Origin of the sequence: Paraburkholderia sp. NMBU_R16 (genome assembly GCF_013282575.1) — a bacterium.
In the GTDB taxonomy this organism is placed as follows: domain Bacteria; phylum Pseudomonadota; class Gammaproteobacteria; order Burkholderiales; family Burkholderiaceae; genus Trinickia.
On sequence record NZ_JAAAYE010000023.1, the window covers coordinates 53,400 to 73,192 of the forward strand.

Below are 19,793 nucleotides of genomic sequence, written 5' to 3' on the forward strand. Positions count from 1 at the left end.
TGGCTTCTGCCCCGTACGGGTCAATGCCTGGCTGTGGGGGCATGCGGCGAGGGCACCGATCCGGTGAAAGGGGCAATTCGTTGGAACAATTCTTTCCGGACTAACGTTGATGTTTATCAACGGCGAGTTGGATTGTTGGACAATACTTCGTTGGAAGCATCCACGTTCATAGCGAGGTTTCCATGAAATTCGCGCTTGCTATTCCCACTGTGGCGATGGCAATCGTGCTCTCCTCCGCCACCGCGCATGCACAAGGAACGGCACAGTCGATTACGGCGAACCGGACTGACGTAGTCCAGTTGGCGTCTGGCTATCGAGCATCGAAAATGCTGGGCGCGCCTGTGTACGATGAAAACAAAAACAAGATCGGTAAGATCGACGACTTGATCGTTAGTCCAAAAGATAGTGTCACCTATGCGATTCTGTCGATAGGTGGATTTCTGGGCGTGGGAAGACATCTCATTGCGGTGCCCTTCAGCGATCTGCAAATCGTCGACAAGCAGTTTCGATTGCGGGGTTTGACGAGCGACTCGCTGAAAGCGATGTCAGAATTCAAGTACGCAACACCAACACCATGACCGGCAACACGGCTAGCCCCCGCGAGATGCTGTCGGCAAGGTCCTGCGGGCACGTCGATTGTTGATGTCTTCGTGCGCAGGGAGCCGGTACGGCTGACGACGAAGGTAGAAGATCGCCGCAGCGTTCTTGGGTGCGCATGCGATCGAAGCCTGCATACGTGCCATTACGACACATGACTCGAGTCAAGCGTGTTTTTACGCCCACATGACTGCGGGCGATTGCTGTCTTTCAAGTCCAGCCAGCTCGCGTGCATCGCATCGAGTTGTCGATCGCGGCGGACGGCGGGTCATTCAACGAGCGGTTGCGAACGGAGCGTTCATCATGAACAAGAATCAAGTCAAGGGTGTCGCAGAACAGGTCAAGGGTAAGATCAACGAGGCGGTTGGCCGTGCCACGGGCGACACGAAGCAGGAAATCAAGGGCGATGTTCAGCAGGCAGTCGGAGGCGCGCAAAAGAAGCTCGGCGACGCCAAGGCAGCGATCAAGGCACAGGTGAAGAAGGCCCATTGATCGCTGCGGAGGTCATATGACAGGGCGATGCCGCGAAGCTGCGGCATCCGGTCGGCGCACGATATTCGCTACGACTGCACGGGCGGAACTGGTCCGCACTGCACACGTGGTGAGTTCGCAGCAGAAGTCGGTATTGCTTGTCGTGCGCAATCTCGCTCAGCAGCGGCGTCATTGCGATGCTGCTTGCCTGCGCGCTTTATCTTCGCCTGGCAACGGTGGTTTTTGCGGTCGTGCTCGACGGGCTGAATATTCGCGTGTTCGCCCACCTGAGGATCACGTAGTACGTCATGTTGTTTCTGTTGATATGAGGGCTCGCGATAGATTGGCGACGACTGATGTGACTTCGACCGTGAACAGGATCGAGATGAAAACCAGATCGGAAGATTTTCGTGTGCTAGAGGGCAATGAAGTCAGTCTTGGAAAATGGCCAACCAGGGTGGATCCCCTGTACACCTCAAAAGAGCACTACAAGGAACTGCTCACCGAGCACGTGGCACGACTGAGTTCGATGCAGCAGCGATTCTACGCATCGAACCGCCATGCACTCCTGCTGATCTTCCAGGCCATGGACGCGGCCGGCAAGGACGGTGCAATCAAACATGTGATGTCGGGCGTGAATCCGCAGGGTTGCCAGGTTTTCAGCTTCAAGCATCCCACGCCCACCGAGCTTGAACACGATTTTCTCTGGCGCACCACACGGGATTTGCCAGCGCGCGGGCAAATTGGCATCTTCAACCGGTCGTACTATGAGGAAGTTCTAATCGTCCGCGTCCATCCGGAGATTTTGCTTGGCGAAGGGCTGCCGAGTGCGTCGCTCGACAAGCAAGCGATCTGGCACGACCGGTATCGGTCGATCGTGGATCTGGAGCGCCACCTCGAGAAAAATGGCACGCGCATCATAAAGTTCTTCCTTCACCTCTCCAAGGCGGAACAACGCAGGCGCTTTCTGGACCGCATCGACGATCCGGACAAGAACTGGAAATTCAGTGCAGCGGATATCGAGGAGCGCAAGTTCTGGAACCAGTACAGGAAGGCATACGAGCAATGCCTCGCCGCAACGAGTACCCGTTGCGCCCCGTGGTACGTCGTGCCCGCCGACGACAAGAAGAACACGCGGTTGATCGTATCTCAGATCATACTGGACGCACTCGAGTCTCTTAAGCTGACTTACCCCAAATCGACAGCAAGCCGGCGACGGGAACTGCAGGCAATTCGCAGACGCCTCGAAATTTGATGTCCTTGCGTTTCGAGAGTCGACAATTCTTAACGGATAACGGACATGACGGACGCTTTGGCGCATCGACGGAACAGCTCCGCAATCACCGAATGAACGGCCGACATAGAGTGCCCTACCGACACGACCCACATGGACGATTGATGATGAGTATCTCGAGTTTTGATGACCTGATTCGCGTCGCGCGGCAACAACCCGAACCTCAGCGTTTGTTATTCGTATTTACCAGGGTTGAGTTGCCCGACGACTGTACGCCTGAACAGCGGGCCCGCTTCGAAGCTGGTAAGGGCGGCGCCTTAACGCCACTGATGTGCTTGGACAAAACGCTCGAAGAACTCGGCACGTTCAGCGATCTGCTCGAAGAATCCCAACGGGTGCTTCAGGACTGGACAATAGTCTTCGTCGCAGCACTCTCGGGCAACAACGGATGTGTGCCGCGGTCTGAAGACGCCGAAGCGCCGTTGAACAGGATGGTGGAATCGATCAAGGCCGGGTCCATCGGTTCGTTCATTCCGTTCGATGCACATGGTCAGCCCGTGCTATTTGGTCCGTCGTGAACGGATGTCCCTACTCGCAGAATCGGATCGCCGAATGACGGTGCTTCACGGCGCAAACATTTCGCCAGTGAGGATGCTCGATACGCTATCGTCCGGCCGGCTCCGGCAGGACCACTCTCGGGAAACGCGAAAGGCCGTTCCGCAATATCAAGCCCCGACGGTCACTGGCAATTAATATCACAATATGACATATATTCGACATCTTGATCTAAGGCAATGTTCTCTCGTTCCGTCAAGGTAAGGTAAGGACACTCCCGCCTACACCGCACGGGTGCCCAGCCGCTACGGCACGGCGATCTGCCGATCCACATCGGTCCATCAATGCAGGGGGCAGTTATTCAGCACCTTTCATCGCCCCGACCTGCATCTCCAACCGGCTGAGTTCGCCAGTGCGCGACCCCTGTTGCTCACGCCGGAATGCAAAACGGCTGTGGTAGGGGCGTAAGAGCTGGCCGGCTAGCCGAGGAAGGAGGTTCAAATGCAGGCGGTGACTCAGGACACTTGGAAGGAACGGGTAATCCGCATCGGCACCTTTCCCGTTCGCCGCATCACGGCACGCGACGCGGTGCCCGACGGGTACATTGCGACTATCAGGATCGAGAGAGGCAGTGAGGTACTGGCCGATTGGCATCTGCCATTCTTCGCTGAACGTTGGCTGTCCGAGGGCGAGGCACGACGGGATGCATTGGAATACGCTGTGAAGCTGATCGATAGCGGCGTGCTGGAGAAACCGCCAGCTTTGCGCGAACGCGCCGCTTGACGGGGACTTGCATCAGTCGCTCAAGAGGTGAAGCTTTTCAGACTCATCGACTCCAACATGGACACGCAGGCAGCAGATGTTTCGGGTGCTGCTCCCGGCTGGCCTGGGATTGCACCTACCTGGACCTCGAGCGCGAAGGACCTCGTGACGACCGCGCTAGGCCATAGCCGGGTATGGGCGTCGATCGGCCATGGCATCCTCAACGAGGTCTACTGGCCATCGGCCGGCGAACCTCAAGTGCGAGACCTGGGCTTCATCGTCGCCGGTCCGGGCGGCTGGCACGAACTGAAGCGCGCCGGTCGATACCGGCTATCGCTCCCGAGCCCTTGCATTCCTCTGCCGCGGATTGTGCATGAAGGCGACGGGTATCGCCTCGAGCTAAACCTGTCGCCGGACCCGATTCGTGACGTGATGCTCGTCGCCTTCCGGCTCACCGGAACCGACATCAAGCTCTATGCCCTGCTCGCGCCCCACCTAGGCGGCAGCGGTCTGCATAACAATGCGCGGGTAGCAGACGGTCTCGTGGCATGGAAGGACAGCGTTGCACTTCAACTTGCCGCCGATTGCGGCTTCTCACGTGCAAGTGCTGGATACGTTGGGTATTCCGATGGTTGGCAAGACTTCGCCAACCATGCGCGCATGGACTGGACCTTCGCGGAGGCAGTGAACGGCAACGTAGCCCTGATGGGGGAACTGGCTGCCTCCACAGGCGTGCTTGCGCTCGGTTTTGCCGAGACGCCGGAAGGCGCTTGCACGCTCGTGCGATCGAGCCTTTCCGAGGGGTTCGATGCCGTGCAGCATTCGTGCGCCGCAGGCTGGCAAGCGTGGGCCACCGAAATCGCTATTCCCGAAACGCCGGAGCCGGTTCGCTACGAGGCTTACCTTTCCGCCACGGTGCTGAAAGCTCATGAGGGACGGACGTATCCCGGCGCGCTGATCGCCAGCCTGAGCATTCCATGGGGTAACACGAGCGACAGTATCGGCGGGTATCACCTCGTCTGGACGCGCGACGCCGCCGAAGCCGCCCTCGCGCTGCTAGCGATCGGCTGTGTGGAAGATACCCGGCACACGCTTGACTACCTGATTGCAACGCAACGAGCAGACGGAAGTTGGAATCAGAACAGCTATCCTGACGGACGGCCGTTCTGGACCGGCGTCCAGCTCGATGAAGTGGGCTTTCCTGTACTGCTTGCGGCCAAGCTGGCCGGGGGCGGTGCGATGGGCGGACTGACAGGCTGGACCGAAATGATTGCACGTGCCGTTGGCTACATCGCGCGCAATGGTCCTGGCAGTCCCCAGGACCGCTGGGAAGAAAACGCTGGCATTTCGCCGTTCACGCTCGGCATCGAGATCGTGGCACTGGTCTGCGCGGCCGAACATTTGCCGAGAGAAGAGAACGCGTACGTCCTCTCGCTCGCGGACTATTGGAATGAACGGCTCGAAGACTGGACTTACGTCGAGAACCGAACATTTTATGGGGCGTTTGGCATCGACGGTTACTACGTTCGAATTGCGCCACCGCTATGCAAGGGCGGATTGCGAGGTCGAATCGACATCGCCAATCGGGGAGGCAGCAGCGCGCCCGCTGTCGCGCTCATCGGTATGGAATGCCTCTACCTGGTTCGTCTCGGATTGCGGGATGCACGCGATCGGCGAATTCTGAACTCGGTGAAAGTCATCGACGGCATACTGGGTGTCCAGACGCCGCACGGCATCGCTTACCGGCGTTATAACGGCGATGGTTACGGCGAACACGAAGACGGCGCACCATTCGATGGTACAGGCGTCGGGCGCTTGTGGCCCCTGCTGACCGGCGAGCGAGCACATCTCGATCTGATGCAGGGAATCGATCCGTTGCCCTACCTCGAGATGATGACGCGCATGACCGGAGCAATTGGCCTGATTCCGGAACAGGTGTGGGACGCCGATCCGATACCCGAGCGCGGCCTCGAGCCTGGCAAGCCGACCGGCAGCGCCATGCCGCTCGTGTGGGCACATGCCGAATTTCTCAAGTTGCTGATTGCACGGCATCAAAGGCGCCCGATCGAACTGCTTTCGAGCGTTGAACGGCGCTACCACGCCCAGCGGCCCGAAGCGGCGACCTGGCATTGGCGTCAAGCGCAGCCGTTCGATGCACTGCCCGCGGGCCGAGCGCTGCTCATCGAAAATCTGGAGCCCTTCTGGCTGCACTATGGGTTCGACGGGTGGTGCGAGGTTGCTGATAGACCTTCGCAGGTGCGAGCGTTTTCGATACACAGCGTCCGATTCGATCGTGCCGACGTTGCCGGTCATTCAGTCGTTGATTTCACTTTCTATTTCCCTCAGTCCCAACGCTGGGCCGGCGCCGACTTTCACGTTCTTCTGGGAGATGCCAAAACGGGAGTATCGCGATCATGAAACACGCAATCGATATTCAATGTGTATCGCAATGCGGTCGGTCTGCGGTGGCAAGGAATGGATCGACGTAGGGAACAACGCGCGCCGCATACGAGATCGGTTCCACAGAGGAGGAACATCGTGAGTGACACAAGAACCTTTGAAATTTTCCGCTACGATCCGGACCGGGATTCCAAGCCGTACATGCAAACGTACGAGATAGACGTAACCGCGTCTGACCGGATGCTGCTCGATGTACTTATCCAGCTCAAGGCACAGGACGAGACGTTAAGCTTTCGGCGCTCGTGTCGCGAGGGCGTGTGCGGCTCAGATGCGATGAACATCAACGGCAAGAACGGGCTCGCCTGCATCACCAACCTTAATGACCTTCCCCGCCACACAGTTTTGCGTCCGCTGCCCGGATTGCCGGTCGTTCGCGACCTTATCGTGGACATGACCGGGTTCTTCAAGCAGTACCATTCGATCAAGCCTTATCTGATCAACGACACTCCACCGCCCGAGCGGGAAAGGCACCAGACGCCCGAGGAACGCGACCAGCTCGACGGTCTCTACGAGTGCATCTTGTGCGCGTGCTGTTCCAGCGCGTGCCCATCGTACTGGTGGAATCCAGATAAATACGTCGGTCCTGCCGGGCTCCTGCAAGCCTATCGCTTTCTGGTCGATTCCCGCGACGAGGGCACGGCTGAGCGGCTCGACAATCTCGATGATCCGTACCGTCTTCAGCGCTGCCGGATGATTCTGAATTGCACGGATGTCTGCCCCAAAGGCCTGAATCCGGCAAAGGCAATCGCGGAGATTCGCAGCATGCTTGCGCGCAGAGCAATCTGAGTGTCACAAACTGACGTAGGGAGGCTGATATGGCAATGCCAAGGGTGACAACTCGCGAGCCAAAGGCGATAGACGTGACGTGGGCTTCGCGGCCCATCTATTTCCTGGCGGCGTCAGCACCGACACGTCAGGCCTGATTAAGTGCGACGATGTCGACCGCGAACGTACGCGTTTCTCGCAGCTATAACGGTGTTCCCGTCGTCTCAATACCGGTCGCCGCGTTCGTCGTGACCGGCCTGGGTTCAGGATGGACGGCGGGAGGATCGCTTGCCGGGAAACTCTCCGCCCCGGCCTCGTCGATCAGGGCTTCAATGTGATCTGCGCGCTGACGGGCCGCGCGCTCAACTTCACGAGAGGTTTGCATGATGGAGCCTCAATGATGGTCTCGACTGCGATTAGGGCCCGAGGATGCGTCTTTCGATGTCCGACGCGGCGTCCTACTTGAGTCGGACAACTCAGCACATCCGACACTACCCGTCCCGATCCCCGGTTCAACCTTTGCTGATCTTCGCCTTGTAGCCGGCGTCCTCGAACGCAACCAGGAATTCCTCGGCCATCATCCACGAGTCGATCTTTACGATTCCGGCATCAACGTCGACATCGACCTTCGCGTCAGGGTCGACCGCGCGGATGGCCCGGGCAAGCGTCGGTGCGTCGACATCACCGGTCATCTTTTCCATCTCGAATTCCATATGTTCGAATTGCATGCTCTGCTACCTCGATTCTGGTTATCGGCCTGCCCGCGGCTATTCAACCTGTGGCGGTATCCCGAACGTATGGAACGGCGCCGGACTCGGCACCGTCCATTCGAGCCCCTGGGCGCCGTCCCAGGGTTTATCGGCGGCCGTTGCTAGGCCAGTGCCGCGATAGGCCGGCAATGCAACGAAAAACAGGATTGCATCATGAACTTCGGCAATTCAATTGAATCCCTTTCCGCGTAGAGACGACCGTGGATTTCGACCAGTTCCTGTGACATGTTTTCTTCACGGGCCGCCGCTTCGAGATCCCGGAGAAGTTCGTGACCCTGCGAAATCAGTGTCGCGTGTTGCGCCTTGATTTCCCGCGCAATCCCGTCGGGCAACGCATTCTTGCCCCGCAGCGTCTCCGTAATGCGATCCTCGATCGCGTGATGGGTGACATCGGGAAAGCGTGTCAGATAGTAAAGCGTATCCACCAGCAGCGCGATGTGCGGGGCGTCCGGATCGGTGCGTAGCGACCGCTCGCCGTCGAGCAGTTGCACCAGCCGTCCCAGCCTGCCATGTTCGGCCTGCAGGCGCTCAATGACCGTGGGCATGGGGCGCCTCGTCCGGATTCGGATTCGTACTCGACTTCTCTGCCATCGTGTCGAGTGCCAATGCCGAATGCGCATACGCCGCGCCGGCACGCATCTCGGCCGCGACCCAGATGGCCTCCATGATCTCCTGTTCGGTCGCGCCGCTTTTCAGGGCGGCCACCGTGTGGCCGCGTATGCAATACGGGCACTGGGTGACATGGGCGACGGCAAGGGCAATCAGCTGTTTCGTCTTCGCGGGCAGCGCGCCGTCGGCGAAGACGCTGTCGCTGAATGCCTTGAATGCGGCGAGCGGTCCGGGCGCCAGTTGCTTGCGCCTTGCTGTGATTCCGGGGTCCGACGGCGGATACATTGCTTTGTCCATGGCTTGGCTCCCCATGCTGGTTCAATGACGGCGCCACCTCGCTATAAGCCGTGAAGCCGATGCACGCACAAAGCGTGCCGCACGGTGCTGTCCCCGCGATGAACTCATCCAGCGTCGCCAGATGCGTACGACGCCCTCGTCTCTTGTGCATCATGAACTTCGGCAATTCCATTGAATTTAAACTATGTCACAACATGACCTATAGTGAAGCACAGAGGGCAATATGAAAGTGTGAGTTGAATGCAGGGCAGTGCCGGCGTGTCCTCACATCAGTGCATTGCACGCGGTACCGAACGGAGGGCATCCATCATGACTACGAGATTCAAGGTTGGCGATCACGTGACGTGGAATTCGGAGGCCGGCCATGTCAGCGGCAAGATCATCAAGGTGCATACGAGAGACACCGACTACAACGGATACACCCATCACGCCAGTGTGGACGATCCACAGTACGAGATCAGGAGTGAGAAGACCGACCACATCGCGATGCACAAAGGTGGCGCGCTGAAAAAGATGGCTTCCTGAGAGGCGTTGACTGCTACCGTACAGATGAGGCGCCAACGAACGTGAAACCCTATCGCTGCAAGCCTGTGTGCATTGGCCATTCCGGGTTCCTTACCGTGAGGCATGCGCGCAGGGACAAGGGACCGCAGATGCCGCAATCCGCTTCGCCCATCGAGAACTCACGGTCGTCGTGCTGTATGCGATCAATATCTGGCTGCGCAAGCGGAGCCCCGCGAGCGTGAGTCCGGGCCTGAGCGCGCCAGTTCTGCTTTCGATTGTCGGGGTCGCACTGCTCTTTGTTTCAGGCTGGCTTGGCGGCCAGATGGTGCATGTCTACGGAGTCGGTGTCGAGGGACGGGAATAGCGTCACTGCCAAATCTGTCCTGAGAAGTGGCGGGTGAGACCCTGCCGCGCATCGCGAATTCGAGCGGATGATCGCCGCGACAGACTGGCGGCATGCGAGTACAGTGGACTGAAGGAAGCACAACCGTCCCGGGCAAAGGCCAACGCAAGCGCGATGGCTGCGCGACTCGGGGTCAGGCGGACTGTGGGATGAAATACAGGGACTACTACGAGGTTCTCGGACTGCCACGCACCGCGACGCAGGACGAGGTCCGGCGCGCGTATCGCAAGCTCGCGCGCAAATATCATCCGGACGTCACCCAGCAGGCTGACGGCGAGGACCGTTTCAAGGAACTGGGCGAGGCCTATCAGGTCCTCAAGGATACGGAGAAGCGCGCAGCCTATGATCGTTTGGGCCGCCAGTGGCAGAACGGCCAGGATTTTCAGCCGCCGCCCGACTGGGACGAGGGCTTCGAGTTCAGCGGCGCAGGCAACGGGACCAGCACGAATGCGGATTTCAGCGAATTCTTCGAAGCGATGTTCGGCGGTGCGCGAGCGGGCAGCGATTCGCGGCAAACGAAAAGGCATGGCGCGGCCCCCGATCGGGGCGGCGCCACCGAGGACGATCTGGATGCTGCCTATCGTGGCACGCAGCGCCCGATCCACGGACAGGACCATCACGCCAAAGTCGCGATCGATCTGGTGGACGCCTATCACGGCGCGCAGCGCTCCATTTCGCTGCAAATGCCGGTCCTCGATGCGCAGGGCCATGTCATGCTGCAACAGCGTACGCTGAACGTCGGCATTCCCAAGGGCGTGCGGGCTGGGCAGCACCTGCGCCTTGCCGGTCAGGGCGGCGCCGGCCTGGGACATGGGCCAGCCGGTGACCTGTATCTGGAAATCGCCTTCCGCGAGGATCCGCGTTTTCGTGTCGACGGACGCGATGTTTCGCTAGATGTACCGGTCGCGCCCTGGGAGGCCGCACTCGGCGCCCAAGTAACCGTTCCTACACCTGATGGCTCGGTCGAGCTGACCGTGCCAGCGGGATCGGCCAGCGGCCGGCGGCTGCGCCTCAAGGGGAAGGGCATTCCGGCGAAGACGCCGGGCGACCTGTACGTGATATTGACGATCGTGCTGCCACCGGCCGACAGCGACAGCGCGCGGGCGGCCTACGAAGCGATGCGGCAGGCGTTCCACTTCGATCCGCGCGCGCATTTTACGGGTGATCGACCATGAAAGAGTCGGTGACGGTCTTCGTGGAAGGTGAAATTGTCGAGGAAGACGTCGAGTTCACGCTCGTTGAATTGTGCCGGGCGAGCGGCGCGTCCGAAGAGCAGCTGACGTTATGGATCGCAGAAGGCGCCATTGAGCCGCAAGGCACCACGCCGCTGGAATGGCGCTTCAGTGGTGCTGCACTGCGCCGCGTGCGAACCGCCCGCCGGCTCGCACAGGATCTCGAGATCAACGCACCCGGCATTGCGCTCGCGCTCGACCTGCTCGATGAAATCAACGCGTTGCGGGCGCGTTCCAGGCGCTCGTCCGCTCGCTGAGCGTGTTTTTCGCGTTTCTCATCGGCTCAAAGGCGAGCCGGACATCAAGGCCCAGGTTATGCGGCCAAGACATGGTTGGGCTGGCCGGCTAATCTGAATTACGGCGGTTGAGGCGCGACTGACGGAGCACGGGTTGCGAGACTGCAAGAAGGAGAGGCGATGTCACACATTCACCCGGCACCGCCACATGATCCGGTGGAGGCAAGTCTGAGTCCCGCGGACGACCGGGTTCGCCTGAATCGCTGGCTACCGCCGCAAGCGGGCGTGGTTCCCCGGATCCGGATCGGTCAGCGCTGGGTCAACGTGCTGTGGGCATTGCCGATTGCTTTCGTACTACTGGTTATCGGCGTGGCTATCGCACAGGCACTGCGGCAAGTCCCGGCGGTGCAGGAATTCCTCGTGCGCTACCCGGGTATCCCGCCATCCGCAGTGGCTGTCGTCACGGGATTCCCCGCGTGGCTCAGGCTGCAGCATTTCCTGAACCTCTTCTTCATGGCGTTCATTATTCGCGCCGGACTCCAGATTCTCGCCGATCATCCGCGCTTGTACTGGAAACGCGACTGCACGCCCGGCACGGAATGGTTTCGCTTCCAGAAGGCCGTGCCCGCCGGCCGGGTGTGGACTGCGAAGGACGATTCGGTCACGCTTCCCGCGTGGCTCGGTATTCCTGGAATCCGTCACTCCATCGGCCTTGCCCGATGGTGGCATTTTTCGATCACGCTGTTGTGGATGATCAACGGCATCGTCTTCTACGCGCTGCTGTTCACGACCGGCCAGTGGCAGCGGCTGGTGCCGACAACATGGGAAGTGATTCCCAACGCAGCCTCGACCGCCCTTCAGTACCTGTCGCTCACGTTCCCCGCCGATCACAGCTGGCTGCGCTACAACAGCCTGCAACAGATCACCTATTTCATCACGGTGTTCATCGCCGCGCCCACCTCCATCGTGACCGGCTTCATGCAGAGCCCGGCGATCTCCAACCGGCTCGGCTGGGTCGGCCGGGCGTTAAACCGGCAGCGGGCCCGTTCGATCCATTTCATCGCGCTGTGCTGGTTTCTGTTCTACATCCTCGCGCATGTGACGCTGGTGTTCATCACCGATGCCCGGGTTAATCTGAACATGATGTTCGCGGGCGTGAACGGCGACTCCTGGAGCGGCGTGCTGGTCTTCCTCCCGGCCATGGCGCTTGTCGCCGTCACCTGGTGGCTGGCGTCTCCGTTCACGCTCCGTCATGCGCGCCTGGTTCAGCAGATCGGAGCGTTCCTGGCCCGGCCGTTCAATAGCGTGACGCAGTGGTGGGATCCGACGAGCCAGCTTACCGAACAGGACATTTCGCCGTACTTCTGGCCCAACGGGACGATGCCGGCGTCGTCCGAGTTCGACGAGCTCGTGAAGGACAGTTTTGCGCATTACCGGCTGAGAATCGATGGGCTGGTCGAACAGCCGGCAGAGTTCTCATACGCCGAGCTGAAGGCCATGCCGAAGCAGGAACAGATCACCACGCATTTCTGCATTCAGGGATGGTCCGGGGTCGCCCGGTGGGGCGGGGTTCCGATGCGTCATCTCCTCGATCTGGTGAAACCGACCACCGATGCCTGCTACGCGGTGTTCTATTCATTGGCCGATGGCGGCGACGGTGGACGCTACTACGACGTGCACAGCATCGCCAACATGCGGCACGAGCTGACCATCCTCGCCTACGAGATGAACGGCGCGCCCCTTAGCGTGCTGCATGGCGCGCCGTTGCGGCTGCGCTGCGAGAACGAACTCGGCTTCAAGATGGTCAAGTGGATTGCAGCGATCGAGTTCGTGCATGATTTCGCCGACCTCGGCGCGGGTGAAGGCGGCTACAACGAGGATCACGAATTCTACGGCTACCGAGTGCCGATCTGAGAAATCTGCATGGACAGATCACACGCGCGTTCGCCTTCCATCGCTAACGGGGCAGCGCCAGCGCACGTGCGCAGACGTTGTCCGTGGTGAAACCATACTCGCGCAACAGGACATCGGCCGGAGCCGACGCGCCGAAACGCTCCATGCCGAGCACCTCGCCGCGTTCGCCGACATAGCGATGCCAGCCTTGCGGCACGCCGGCCTCCACCGCCAGCCGGGCGCTGACCGAGGGCGGCAGCACTGTATCCCGGTACGATTGTGGCTGCGCATCGAACAGCGTCCAGCACGGCAGCGAGACTACGCGCACCGCTATGTTCTGCGCCGACAGACGCTCGCGCGCGGCCATTGCAAGCGCGACTTCCGAGCCGGTGGCGATCAGAATCAACGCCGGCGTGCCGCCGGGCGCGTCCGCGAGGATGTAGCCGCCACGTCGCAGGCCGTCGGCGGCAGCGAACTGGGTCCGGTCGAAAGTCGGCACGCTCTGGCGCGTCAGGACGAGCGCGGTTGGCCGATCACGCGTTTCCAGTGCGACGCGCCAGGCTACGGCCGTTTCGTTGGCGTCGGCGGGGCGAATGACGTTGAGGTTCGGCACGGCCCGCAGGCTGGCGAGCTGCTCGACAGGCTGGTGCGTCGAGCCGTCCTCGCCGAGCGCCAGACTGTCGTGCGTGAACACATAGATCACGCGCAGATGCATGAGCGCGGCGAGCCGGATCGGCGGGCGCATGTAGTCCGAAAAAATCAGAAACGTCGCGCCGAACGGGATGGTCCCGCCGTGAGCGGCCAGACCGTTCAGGATCGCACCCATGCCATGCTCGCGCACGCCGAAGTGCAGATTGCGGCCGGCACGACTCCAGCCGCCTCCCTCCGAACCTTGCCGGTCGCGGGCACTGGCGCCGGGGGCTTCGAAGTCGCCGAGGCCGGACAGTGCGGTAAACGTGGACGGATCGAGATCCGCGGAGCCACCGATCAGCGACGGCAAATGCGACGCGATCGCGTTCATCACCTTGCCCGATGCGACCCGCGTGGAGATGCCTTTGGCGTCGGCGGGAAAGAGCGGAATGTCCCGGTCCCAGCCGGCCGGCAATTCACCACGCATCGCGTTCAGCAATTCGTCCGCGAGTTCGGGAAACGCTTGCGTATAGGCGGAGAAACGGGTGTTCCACTCAGTCTCTTTGTGCAGTCCCTCTTCCAGCGCGCGACGAAAATGTGCCTGTGCGGCCTCGGGAATATAAAACGCCGGCTCGGTCGGCCAGCCAAGGTTCTGTTTTGTCAGGCGCACCTCTTCCTCGCCGAGCGGCGAGCCGTGTGCCTTGTAGGTGTCCTGCCGGTTCGGCGAACCGTAGCCGAGATGCGTGCGCACGAGGATCAGCGAGGGGCGGCGCGTTTCAGCGCGTGCACTATCCAGCGCCTGCTCGATGGCGGCAAGATCGTTGCCGTCGTCGATGGCCTGGATATGCCAACCATAAGCCTCGAAACGTCGCGCGCGATCTTCGGAAAACGTGATATCCGTGCCCGCAGAAAGCGTGACCTGATTGTCGTCGTAGAGGTAGATCAGCTTGCCGAGCTGCAAATGGCCGGCGAGCGAAGCCGCTTCGGACGCGACGCCTTCCATCAGATCGCCGTCGCTGACGATGCCGTAAGTGAAGTGGTCGACGATGTCGAAGCCCGGGCGATTGTAGCGTGCGGCGAGATGTGTCTCAGCCATCGCCATGCCGACCCCGTTGGCGAAGCCCTGACCGAGCGGCCCGGTGGTCGTTTCGACACCGGGTGTAAGGCCGCGCTCCGGGTGGCCGGGCGTGAGACTTCCCCATTGGCGAAACTGTTTGATCTGTTCGAGGGATAGATCGTAGCCGGTCATGTGCAGCAGGCTATATAGCAGCATCGAGCCGTGGCCGGCAGACAGCACAAAGCGATCGCGGTCGAGCCACGCCGGATTTGCCGGGTTGTGTTTGAGAAAGCGGGTCCATAGCACGTAGGCCATCGGCGCCGCGCCGAGTGGCAGACCAGGATGTCCGCTGTCGGCCTTCTGCACAGCATCGACGGACAGAAAACGCAGCGTGTCGACGCACAGAGCGTCCAGCTTCGCAGCCGTAATCGGGGCGGAAACCGCGGGTCTCATGCATGCTCTCCTGGTTGCTGGCGAAACGAGGCACGGCCGAGGCTCATGACGGCTCCTCGCGCAAAGAGCGGTAGCGCCGGATCAGCGCGTTGGTCGAGCTGTCGTGCGCAAACCCGGACTCGTCTGGGCTCTGGAGCTCGGGAGCGATGCGTTGCGCCAGCACCTTGCCCAGCTCGACACCCCACTGATCGAAAGAGTCGATATTCCATATTGTCCCTTGGGTAAAGACGCTGTGTTCATAAAGCGCGATGAGCTGCCCCAGCGCTTCCGGGGTCAGGCGTTCGGCGAGAATAGTGCTGGTCGGGTGATTGCCCTCGAAGACGCGATGCGGTACGAGCCAGCGCGGCGTCCGTTCGGCTTCGACTTCGGCTTGCGTCTTGCCGAACGCCAATGCTTCGGTCTGCGCGAACAGGTTCGCCATCAGCAGGTCATGCGTATCGCCGAGCGGGTTCAGGCTCTGGCAGAAGCCGATGAAGTCGCAGGGAATGAAGCGGGTCCCCTGGTGAATGAGCTGGTAGAACGAATGCTGGCCGTTGGTGCCCGGCTCCCCCCAGTAGATGGGGCCTGTCTGATACCTGGTGCGCGCGCCATCGAGCGTGACGTGCTTGCCGTTGCTCTCCATCGTCAACTGCTGCAGATAGGCGGGAAAGCGCTTCAGATATTGCTCGTAGGGCAGCACCGCGACTGTCTGTGCGCCGAAGAAATTGCTGTGCCAGATCGCAAGCAGCCCCATCAACACAGGCAGGTTGCGCTCGAACGGCGCGCTCCGGAAATGCTGGTCCATCGCATGAAAGCCAGCTAGCATGGCGCGAAAGTGCTGCGGTCCGATCGCGAGCATCGTCGACAGCCCCACCGCGGAATCCATCGAGTAGCGGCCGCCCACCCAGTCCCAGAAGCCGAACATGTTGGCGGTGTCGATGCCGAAACTGGCGACGCCCTCGGCGTTGGTGGACACCGCGACAAAGTGCCGGCGTATCGCGCGCTCGTCAACCAGCTTGCGCAGGCTCCAGGCGCGGGCGAGGCGAGCGTTGGTCAGGGTCTCCTGCGTCGTGAAGGTTTTCGAACAGACGACAAACAGTGTCTCCTCGGGATTGAGATCGCGGGTGGCTTCGGCAAAGTCCGTGCCGTCGACGTTCGAGATGAAGCGCAATGTCATGTCGCGCTGGCTGTAATGACGCAGCGCTTCGTAAGCCATCGCCGGGCCGAGATCGGAACCTCCGATCCCGATATTGACGACGTTGCGAATGGGCCGATCCGTGTGACCGCGCCAGCGGCCGCTCCTGACGCTTTCGCAGAAGGCGGCCATGCGGCCGAGAACCGCGTGCACTTCGGGCACAACATCGACGCCGTCGACAAGAATATGCTCGTTTTCCGGCGCCCGTAGCGCGACATGGAGCGCAGCCCGTCGCTCGGTCACGTTGATCGGTGCGCCGCTGAACATGGCGTCGATCCGCTGCGCAAGACTGCATTCGCTGGCCAGCTGCACGAGGAGCGCGATCGTCTCGTCGGTCACCCGGTTCTTCGAGTAGTCGAAGTAAAGACCGGCGGCTTCGACTCTCAGGCGCTCGCCGCGCAGGGGGTCGTCGGCGAAGAGCTGCCGCAGATGGAGATGACGCACCTTCCGGTAATGCTCCGCCAGCGCCTTCCACGCTGGCCGCTCAGTCAGCGGCTCAGGCACAGCGGCGCGTTTCGTGGTCACGATTGTCCCGCACGCGTTGGATCGCCCTTTCCCAGCATGGCGCTCTTCGCGGCGATGCGGCCGATGAGATCTTTCCACGACTTGTCGAACGCTTCCGCTCCTTCACGCTGGAGTTGGGCGGCAAGCGCCGCATCGTCGACACCGGCTCGCTCGAATTCGGCGAGCACGTCCTCGGCGTCGCCGCCATCGACCGGCAATACGCCCTTCAGTTCGCCATGATCGGCGAAGGCGTGCAGGGTTTTGTCGGGCATGGTGTTGATCGTGTCAGGGGCCGCGAGCGACTCGATATAGAGCGTGTCGGCCGCGTCCGGATCCTTGGTGCCGGTGCTGGCCCAGAGCAGGCGCTGCGGCCGGGCGCCGGCAATTGCGAGTTGCTGCCAGCGGGGCGACGCCAGCAACTCGCAGTACGCTTGATACGCGCGTTTGGCGATTGCAATCCCGAGGCGGTTGCGAAGTTGTGAGGGGACCTTGTCCTTCACCGCGACATCCCAGCGGCTGACAAAAATCGACGCGACGGAACCGACGTGCGGATCGAGTCCCGCGGCGATCCGCCGCTCGATGCCGCGCATGTACGCTTGCGCTGCGGCGAGGTATTGCTCGCGCGAAAACAGCAGCGTGACATTCACCGGCACGCCGGCGAAGATCGACGCCTCGATCGCGGGAACGCCTTCGGGCGTGCCCGGAATCTTGATGAACAGATTGGGACGCTGCGCGGCTCGATGCAGTTGCGCAGCCGCGTCGATGGTGCCGGCCGTATCGTGTGCCAGCAAAGGAGACACTTCCAGCGACACCCAGCCGTCAACTCCATCGGTGCTGTCGTGAATAGGACGGAACAGGTCGGCGGCCTCGGTCAGATCCTCGAGCGCCAATTCAAAAAACAGCGCCTCTCCTGATTTCCCTTCAGCCGTCAGTTGCCGGATGGCGGCGTCATAGAAATCCGCCTCCGTGATGGCTTTATCAAAAATCGTCGGGTTGGACGTCAACCCGGTCACTGAGAGCTCGCTGATATAGCGCTGCAGCGTGCCGTCCGTCAGCAGAGCGCGCGTGATGTTATCGAGCCAAAGGCTTTGGCCGAGGTCATGCAGTTGTCGGGTCGGCTTCATCGATGCCTCCTCCTGTTACGCGTTGCCCGCAGTGTCGTTGCCGAACAGCGCGGCCAGATCAGCATCGGCCAGCTCGCCGATGCGCTCGATCGTGATGTCGGCCGGCGGATATGCGGCGAGATTCGCGGGGTCCAGCGCGTAACGTCCCTGGCGTGGGAAGACCGTTGTCAGGCGGTCTTTCCATGTCTTTTTCATCGCCGCCAGAATGCGCAATTTGTCGTCGATCATCACGTAGCGCCGGGCCGGGTAACGCCGCGCAACTGCATCCAGTTGCATTTCCTTATGGATATAGATCAACACATGGCCATCGACAGCCGCCCATAGGCCGGAGCGCTCGATCTTGCGCGGCTGAAATACCACATCGCCATCGGAAAGAACCACGGTCAACCCCCGGCTCCGAAGATGCCGGATGGCGTCAAGCGCGCCAGGGTATAGCACACCTGCAAACGGGTAGTCGATCAGGAACGAGGACATGAATAGCAGCCGCGTATCGCTCAGATTTTCCAGCCGAAAGCGTTGCAACGCACCCAGGTAGTCCGCGTAACCCAACTCGGAGCGCAGGATTTCGAAGATTTCCCAGTATCGGTCGCTGTTCCCGGAACCAAACTCGCGCGTGAGATGCGCGCGAAGATCCTCCTGTACGCGATCGTTGTCGAGCAGGGTGTTGTCGCAATCAAGTAGAAACACCACTTCATCGGGCGCGCTCATCGAGTCGCCTCCTCCGCGCCGGGATTGCGGTGTGGGCATCGGCTCATCCTTGCTGCTTATCCGGTTGATCAGCCGTCTTTTCCACGTGCCCGCCGAAATCATGCCGCATGGCAGACAACACCTTGTTGGCAAAATCCGCTGCGCCGCGCGAACTGAAGCGCTGATAGAGCGCAGCGCTGAGGACCGGTGCCGGCACGCCTTCGTCGACGGCAGCGGAGAGCGTCCAGCGCCCCTCGCCGGAATCCGACACTCGCCCCTCGAAGTTTTTCAGTCGGGGGTCATTCAGAAATGTCGTGGCGATGAGATCCAGCAACCACGAGCCGATGACGCTGCCACGGCGCCAGACTTCCGTAATCTCGGACAGGTCCAGTTCGTACTGATAGTGCTCGGGGCTGCGCAACGGCGTCGTCTCGGCATCCGCGTCGCGCGCCCGCTTGCCGGCATCGGCATGGTGCAGGATGTTGAGCCCTTCGGCATACGCCGCCATCAGGCCGTATTCGATCCCGTTGTGGACCATTTTGACGAAGTGGCCTGCACCTTGCGGACCACAGTGCAGATAGCCCTGCTCAGCAGTGCTGCCGCCCTTCTGGCGTCCGGGCGTGGGCGGCGCCGCGTCGACGCCGGGGGCCAGCGTGGCAAAGATCGGCGCAAGATGCTGCACGACATTCTTTTCGCCGCCGATCATCAGGCAATAGCCACGATCGAGCCCAGCGACACCGCCGCTCGTCCCGACATCCACGTAGTGAATCTCTCGCGGCGCCAATGCCGCTGCGCGCCGGATATCGTCCTGGTACCACGAGTTGCCGCCATCGATGATCACGTCGCCGGATTCGAGAAGCGGCGTCAGCCCCCCCAGCGTCGAATCGACCACCGCCGCGGGCACCATCAACCAGACTGCGCGCGGCTTCGCCAGTCGTGCGGTCAGGTCTCCTAGTGAAGACGCACCCACGACCCCATGCTGCAGAAGCTTCTGGATGGCTGCCGGCTGGGCATCGTAGACGACGCATTCGTGGCCGCCCCTGATGAGGCGCCGCACCATATCGGATCCCATGCGTCCCAATCCAATCATGCCGAGCTGCATGTTGCCCTCCTTAATGCGACACCTCTCCGAGACCGGCAAGCGGAAAACGCGACGCGAAACAGGCAGTTCGCGCGCGCGATCTTGCTTAAATATAGACGACTATTGGCAAGGATCACGAATCCTCGCAGAGAAGCATAGCGCTCGGCGGTCATCTAGTCCTCGGCCGTAGCGACGCATCGCCCATCCGTCCCCAAGACAGACTTTTTCTTCCAACACGGACTTTATTATTTCGCATGAAGGTCCCTCCGCCCGACTATGCCCCGATGCGCTTTAC

General features: G+C 61.1%; 20 protein-coding genes and 1 pseudogene. 12 read left to right on the forward strand and 9 right to left on the reverse strand.

Annotation, left to right across the window (positions count from 1 at the left end):
- The first annotated feature begins 182 nt into the window (after positions 1-182).
- From GWC77_RS13950 to GWC77_RS13980, 7 genes are all read left to right on the forward strand, one after another.
- Positions 183-578: a PRC-barrel domain-containing protein gene (locus GWC77_RS13950; protein WP_173257663.1), complete on the forward strand. Its 396-nt coding sequence runs from the start codon at positions 183-185 to the stop codon at positions 576-578.
- 322 nt (positions 579-900) lie between these two features.
- Positions 901-1,089 carry a CsbD family protein gene (locus GWC77_RS13955; protein ID WP_173257665.1) on the forward strand — a complete coding sequence of 63 codons (189 nt, stop codon included), beginning with the start codon at positions 901-903 and terminating at the stop codon, positions 1,087-1,089.
- 364 nt (positions 1,090-1,453) lie between these two features.
- A complete protein-coding gene (locus GWC77_RS13960; RefSeq protein WP_173257666.1) occupies positions 1,454-2,323 on the forward strand; it encodes an ADP-polyphosphate phosphotransferase in 870 nt (289 codons plus the stop codon).
- A 146-nt stretch (positions 2,324-2,469) separates the two neighbouring features.
- Positions 2,470-2,880, forward strand: a complete 411-nt coding sequence (locus GWC77_RS13965; RefSeq protein WP_173257727.1) for a ribonucleotide reductase subunit alpha — start codon at positions 2,470-2,472, stop codon at positions 2,878-2,880.
- Between the two features lie 478 nt (positions 2,881-3,358).
- Positions 3,359-3,640: a DUF6566 family protein gene (locus GWC77_RS13970; protein ID WP_173257668.1), complete on the forward strand. Its 282-nt coding sequence runs from the start codon at positions 3,359-3,361 to the stop codon at positions 3,638-3,640.
- A 57-nt stretch (positions 3,641-3,697) separates the two neighbouring features.
- The gene (locus tag GWC77_RS13975) at positions 3,698-6,037 is read left to right on the forward strand and encodes a glycoside hydrolase family 15 protein (protein WP_173257670.1); all 2,340 of its coding nucleotides are present in this window, start codon (positions 3,698-3,700) and stop codon (positions 6,035-6,037) included.
- Between the two features lie 120 nt (positions 6,038-6,157).
- Positions 6,158-6,865, forward strand: a complete 708-nt coding sequence (locus GWC77_RS13980) for a succinate dehydrogenase iron-sulfur subunit (RefSeq protein ID WP_173257729.1) — start codon at positions 6,158-6,160, stop codon at positions 6,863-6,865.
- A 491-nt stretch (positions 6,866-7,356) separates the two neighbouring features.
- On the opposite strand, the gene GWC77_RS13985 is transcribed toward GWC77_RS13980, so the two are convergent.
- The 4 genes and pseudogenes from GWC77_RS13985 to GWC77_RS13995 all read right to left on the reverse strand — a co-directional run bounded on the left by GWC77_RS13985 (position 7,357) and on the right by GWC77_RS13995 (position 8,520).
- Positions 7,357-7,557, reverse strand: a complete 201-nt coding sequence (locus tag GWC77_RS13985) for a heavy-metal-associated domain-containing protein (RefSeq protein WP_173257731.1) — start codon at positions 7,555-7,557, stop codon at positions 7,357-7,359.
- A gap of 54 nt (positions 7,558-7,611) precedes the next feature.
- Positions 7,612-7,812, reverse strand: a pseudogene (locus GWC77_RS29595) (cytochrome c oxidase subunit I); the annotation flags it as partial.
- Complete coding sequence (locus tag GWC77_RS13990) at positions 7,716-8,159, reverse strand: hypothetical protein (protein WP_173257672.1); 444 nt, start codon at positions 8,157-8,159, stop codon at positions 7,716-7,718. The gene GWC77_RS13990 and the pseudogene GWC77_RS29595, both read right to left, overlap by 97 nt.
- The gene (locus GWC77_RS13995) at positions 8,143-8,520 is read right to left on the reverse strand and encodes a carboxymuconolactone decarboxylase family protein (protein ID WP_173257674.1); all 378 of its coding nucleotides are present in this window, start codon (positions 8,518-8,520) and stop codon (positions 8,143-8,145) included. The genes GWC77_RS13990 and GWC77_RS13995 overlap by 17 nt, the downstream gene beginning before the upstream one ends.
- Before the next feature lie 309 nt (positions 8,521-8,829).
- Between GWC77_RS13995 and GWC77_RS14000 the strand changes: the two genes are divergently transcribed.
- The 5 genes from GWC77_RS14000 to GWC77_RS14020 all read left to right on the forward strand — a co-directional run bounded on the left by GWC77_RS14000 (position 8,830) and on the right by GWC77_RS14020 (position 12,809).
- Entirely contained in the window at positions 8,830-9,045 is a 216-nt protein-coding gene (locus tag GWC77_RS14000) for a DUF2945 domain-containing protein (RefSeq protein WP_173257676.1), read from the forward strand.
- Positions 9,046-9,112: 67 nt separating this feature from the next.
- Entirely contained in the window at positions 9,113-9,388 is a 276-nt protein-coding gene (locus GWC77_RS30105; protein ID WP_173257678.1) for a DUF2231 domain-containing protein, read from the forward strand.
- Between the two features lie 188 nt (positions 9,389-9,576).
- A complete protein-coding gene (locus GWC77_RS14010; protein ID WP_173257680.1) occupies positions 9,577-10,602 on the forward strand; it encodes a DnaJ C-terminal domain-containing protein in 1,026 nt (341 codons plus the stop codon).
- The gene (locus tag GWC77_RS14015) at positions 10,599-10,916 is read left to right on the forward strand and encodes a chaperone modulator CbpM (RefSeq protein ID WP_173257682.1); all 318 of its coding nucleotides are present in this window, start codon (positions 10,599-10,601) and stop codon (positions 10,914-10,916) included. Before GWC77_RS14010 ends, GWC77_RS14015 begins: the two co-directional genes overlap by 4 nt.
- Before the next feature lie 159 nt (positions 10,917-11,075).
- A complete protein-coding gene (locus GWC77_RS14020) occupies positions 11,076-12,809 on the forward strand; it encodes a molybdopterin-dependent oxidoreductase (RefSeq protein ID WP_173257684.1) in 1,734 nt (577 codons plus the stop codon).
- A 43-nt stretch (positions 12,810-12,852) separates the two neighbouring features.
- Here GWC77_RS14020 and tkt read toward each other — a convergent pair whose 3' ends face one another.
- From tkt to gnd, 5 genes are read right to left on the reverse strand one after another with little or no spacing between them, the layout of a single operon-like run.
- Entirely contained in the window at positions 12,853-14,928 is a 2,076-nt protein-coding gene (tkt, locus tag GWC77_RS14025; protein WP_173257686.1) for a transketolase, read from the reverse strand.
- A 43-nt stretch (positions 14,929-14,971) separates the two neighbouring features.
- A complete protein-coding gene (gene pgi, locus GWC77_RS14030; RefSeq protein ID WP_367949048.1) occupies positions 14,972-16,627 on the reverse strand; it encodes a glucose-6-phosphate isomerase in 1,656 nt (551 codons plus the stop codon).
- On the reverse strand, positions 16,624-17,730 hold the full coding sequence (tal, locus tag GWC77_RS14035; RefSeq protein ID WP_173257688.1) for a transaldolase: 1,107 nt from the start codon (positions 17,728-17,730) through the stop codon (positions 16,624-16,626). Before tal ends, pgi begins: the two co-directional genes overlap by 4 nt.
- A gap of 15 nt (positions 17,731-17,745) precedes the next feature.
- Positions 17,746-18,438 (reverse strand): HAD family hydrolase, encoded by a 693-nt coding sequence (locus GWC77_RS14040; RefSeq protein ID WP_173257690.1) that lies wholly within the window; start codon positions 18,436-18,438, stop codon positions 17,746-17,748.
- A gap of 43 nt (positions 18,439-18,481) precedes the next feature.
- Positions 18,482-19,519: a phosphogluconate dehydrogenase (NAD(+)-dependent, decarboxylating) gene (gene gnd / locus GWC77_RS14045; RefSeq protein ID WP_173257692.1), complete on the reverse strand. Its 1,038-nt coding sequence runs from the start codon at positions 19,517-19,519 to the stop codon at positions 18,482-18,484.
- Positions 19,520-19,793: the final 274 nt, after the last annotated feature.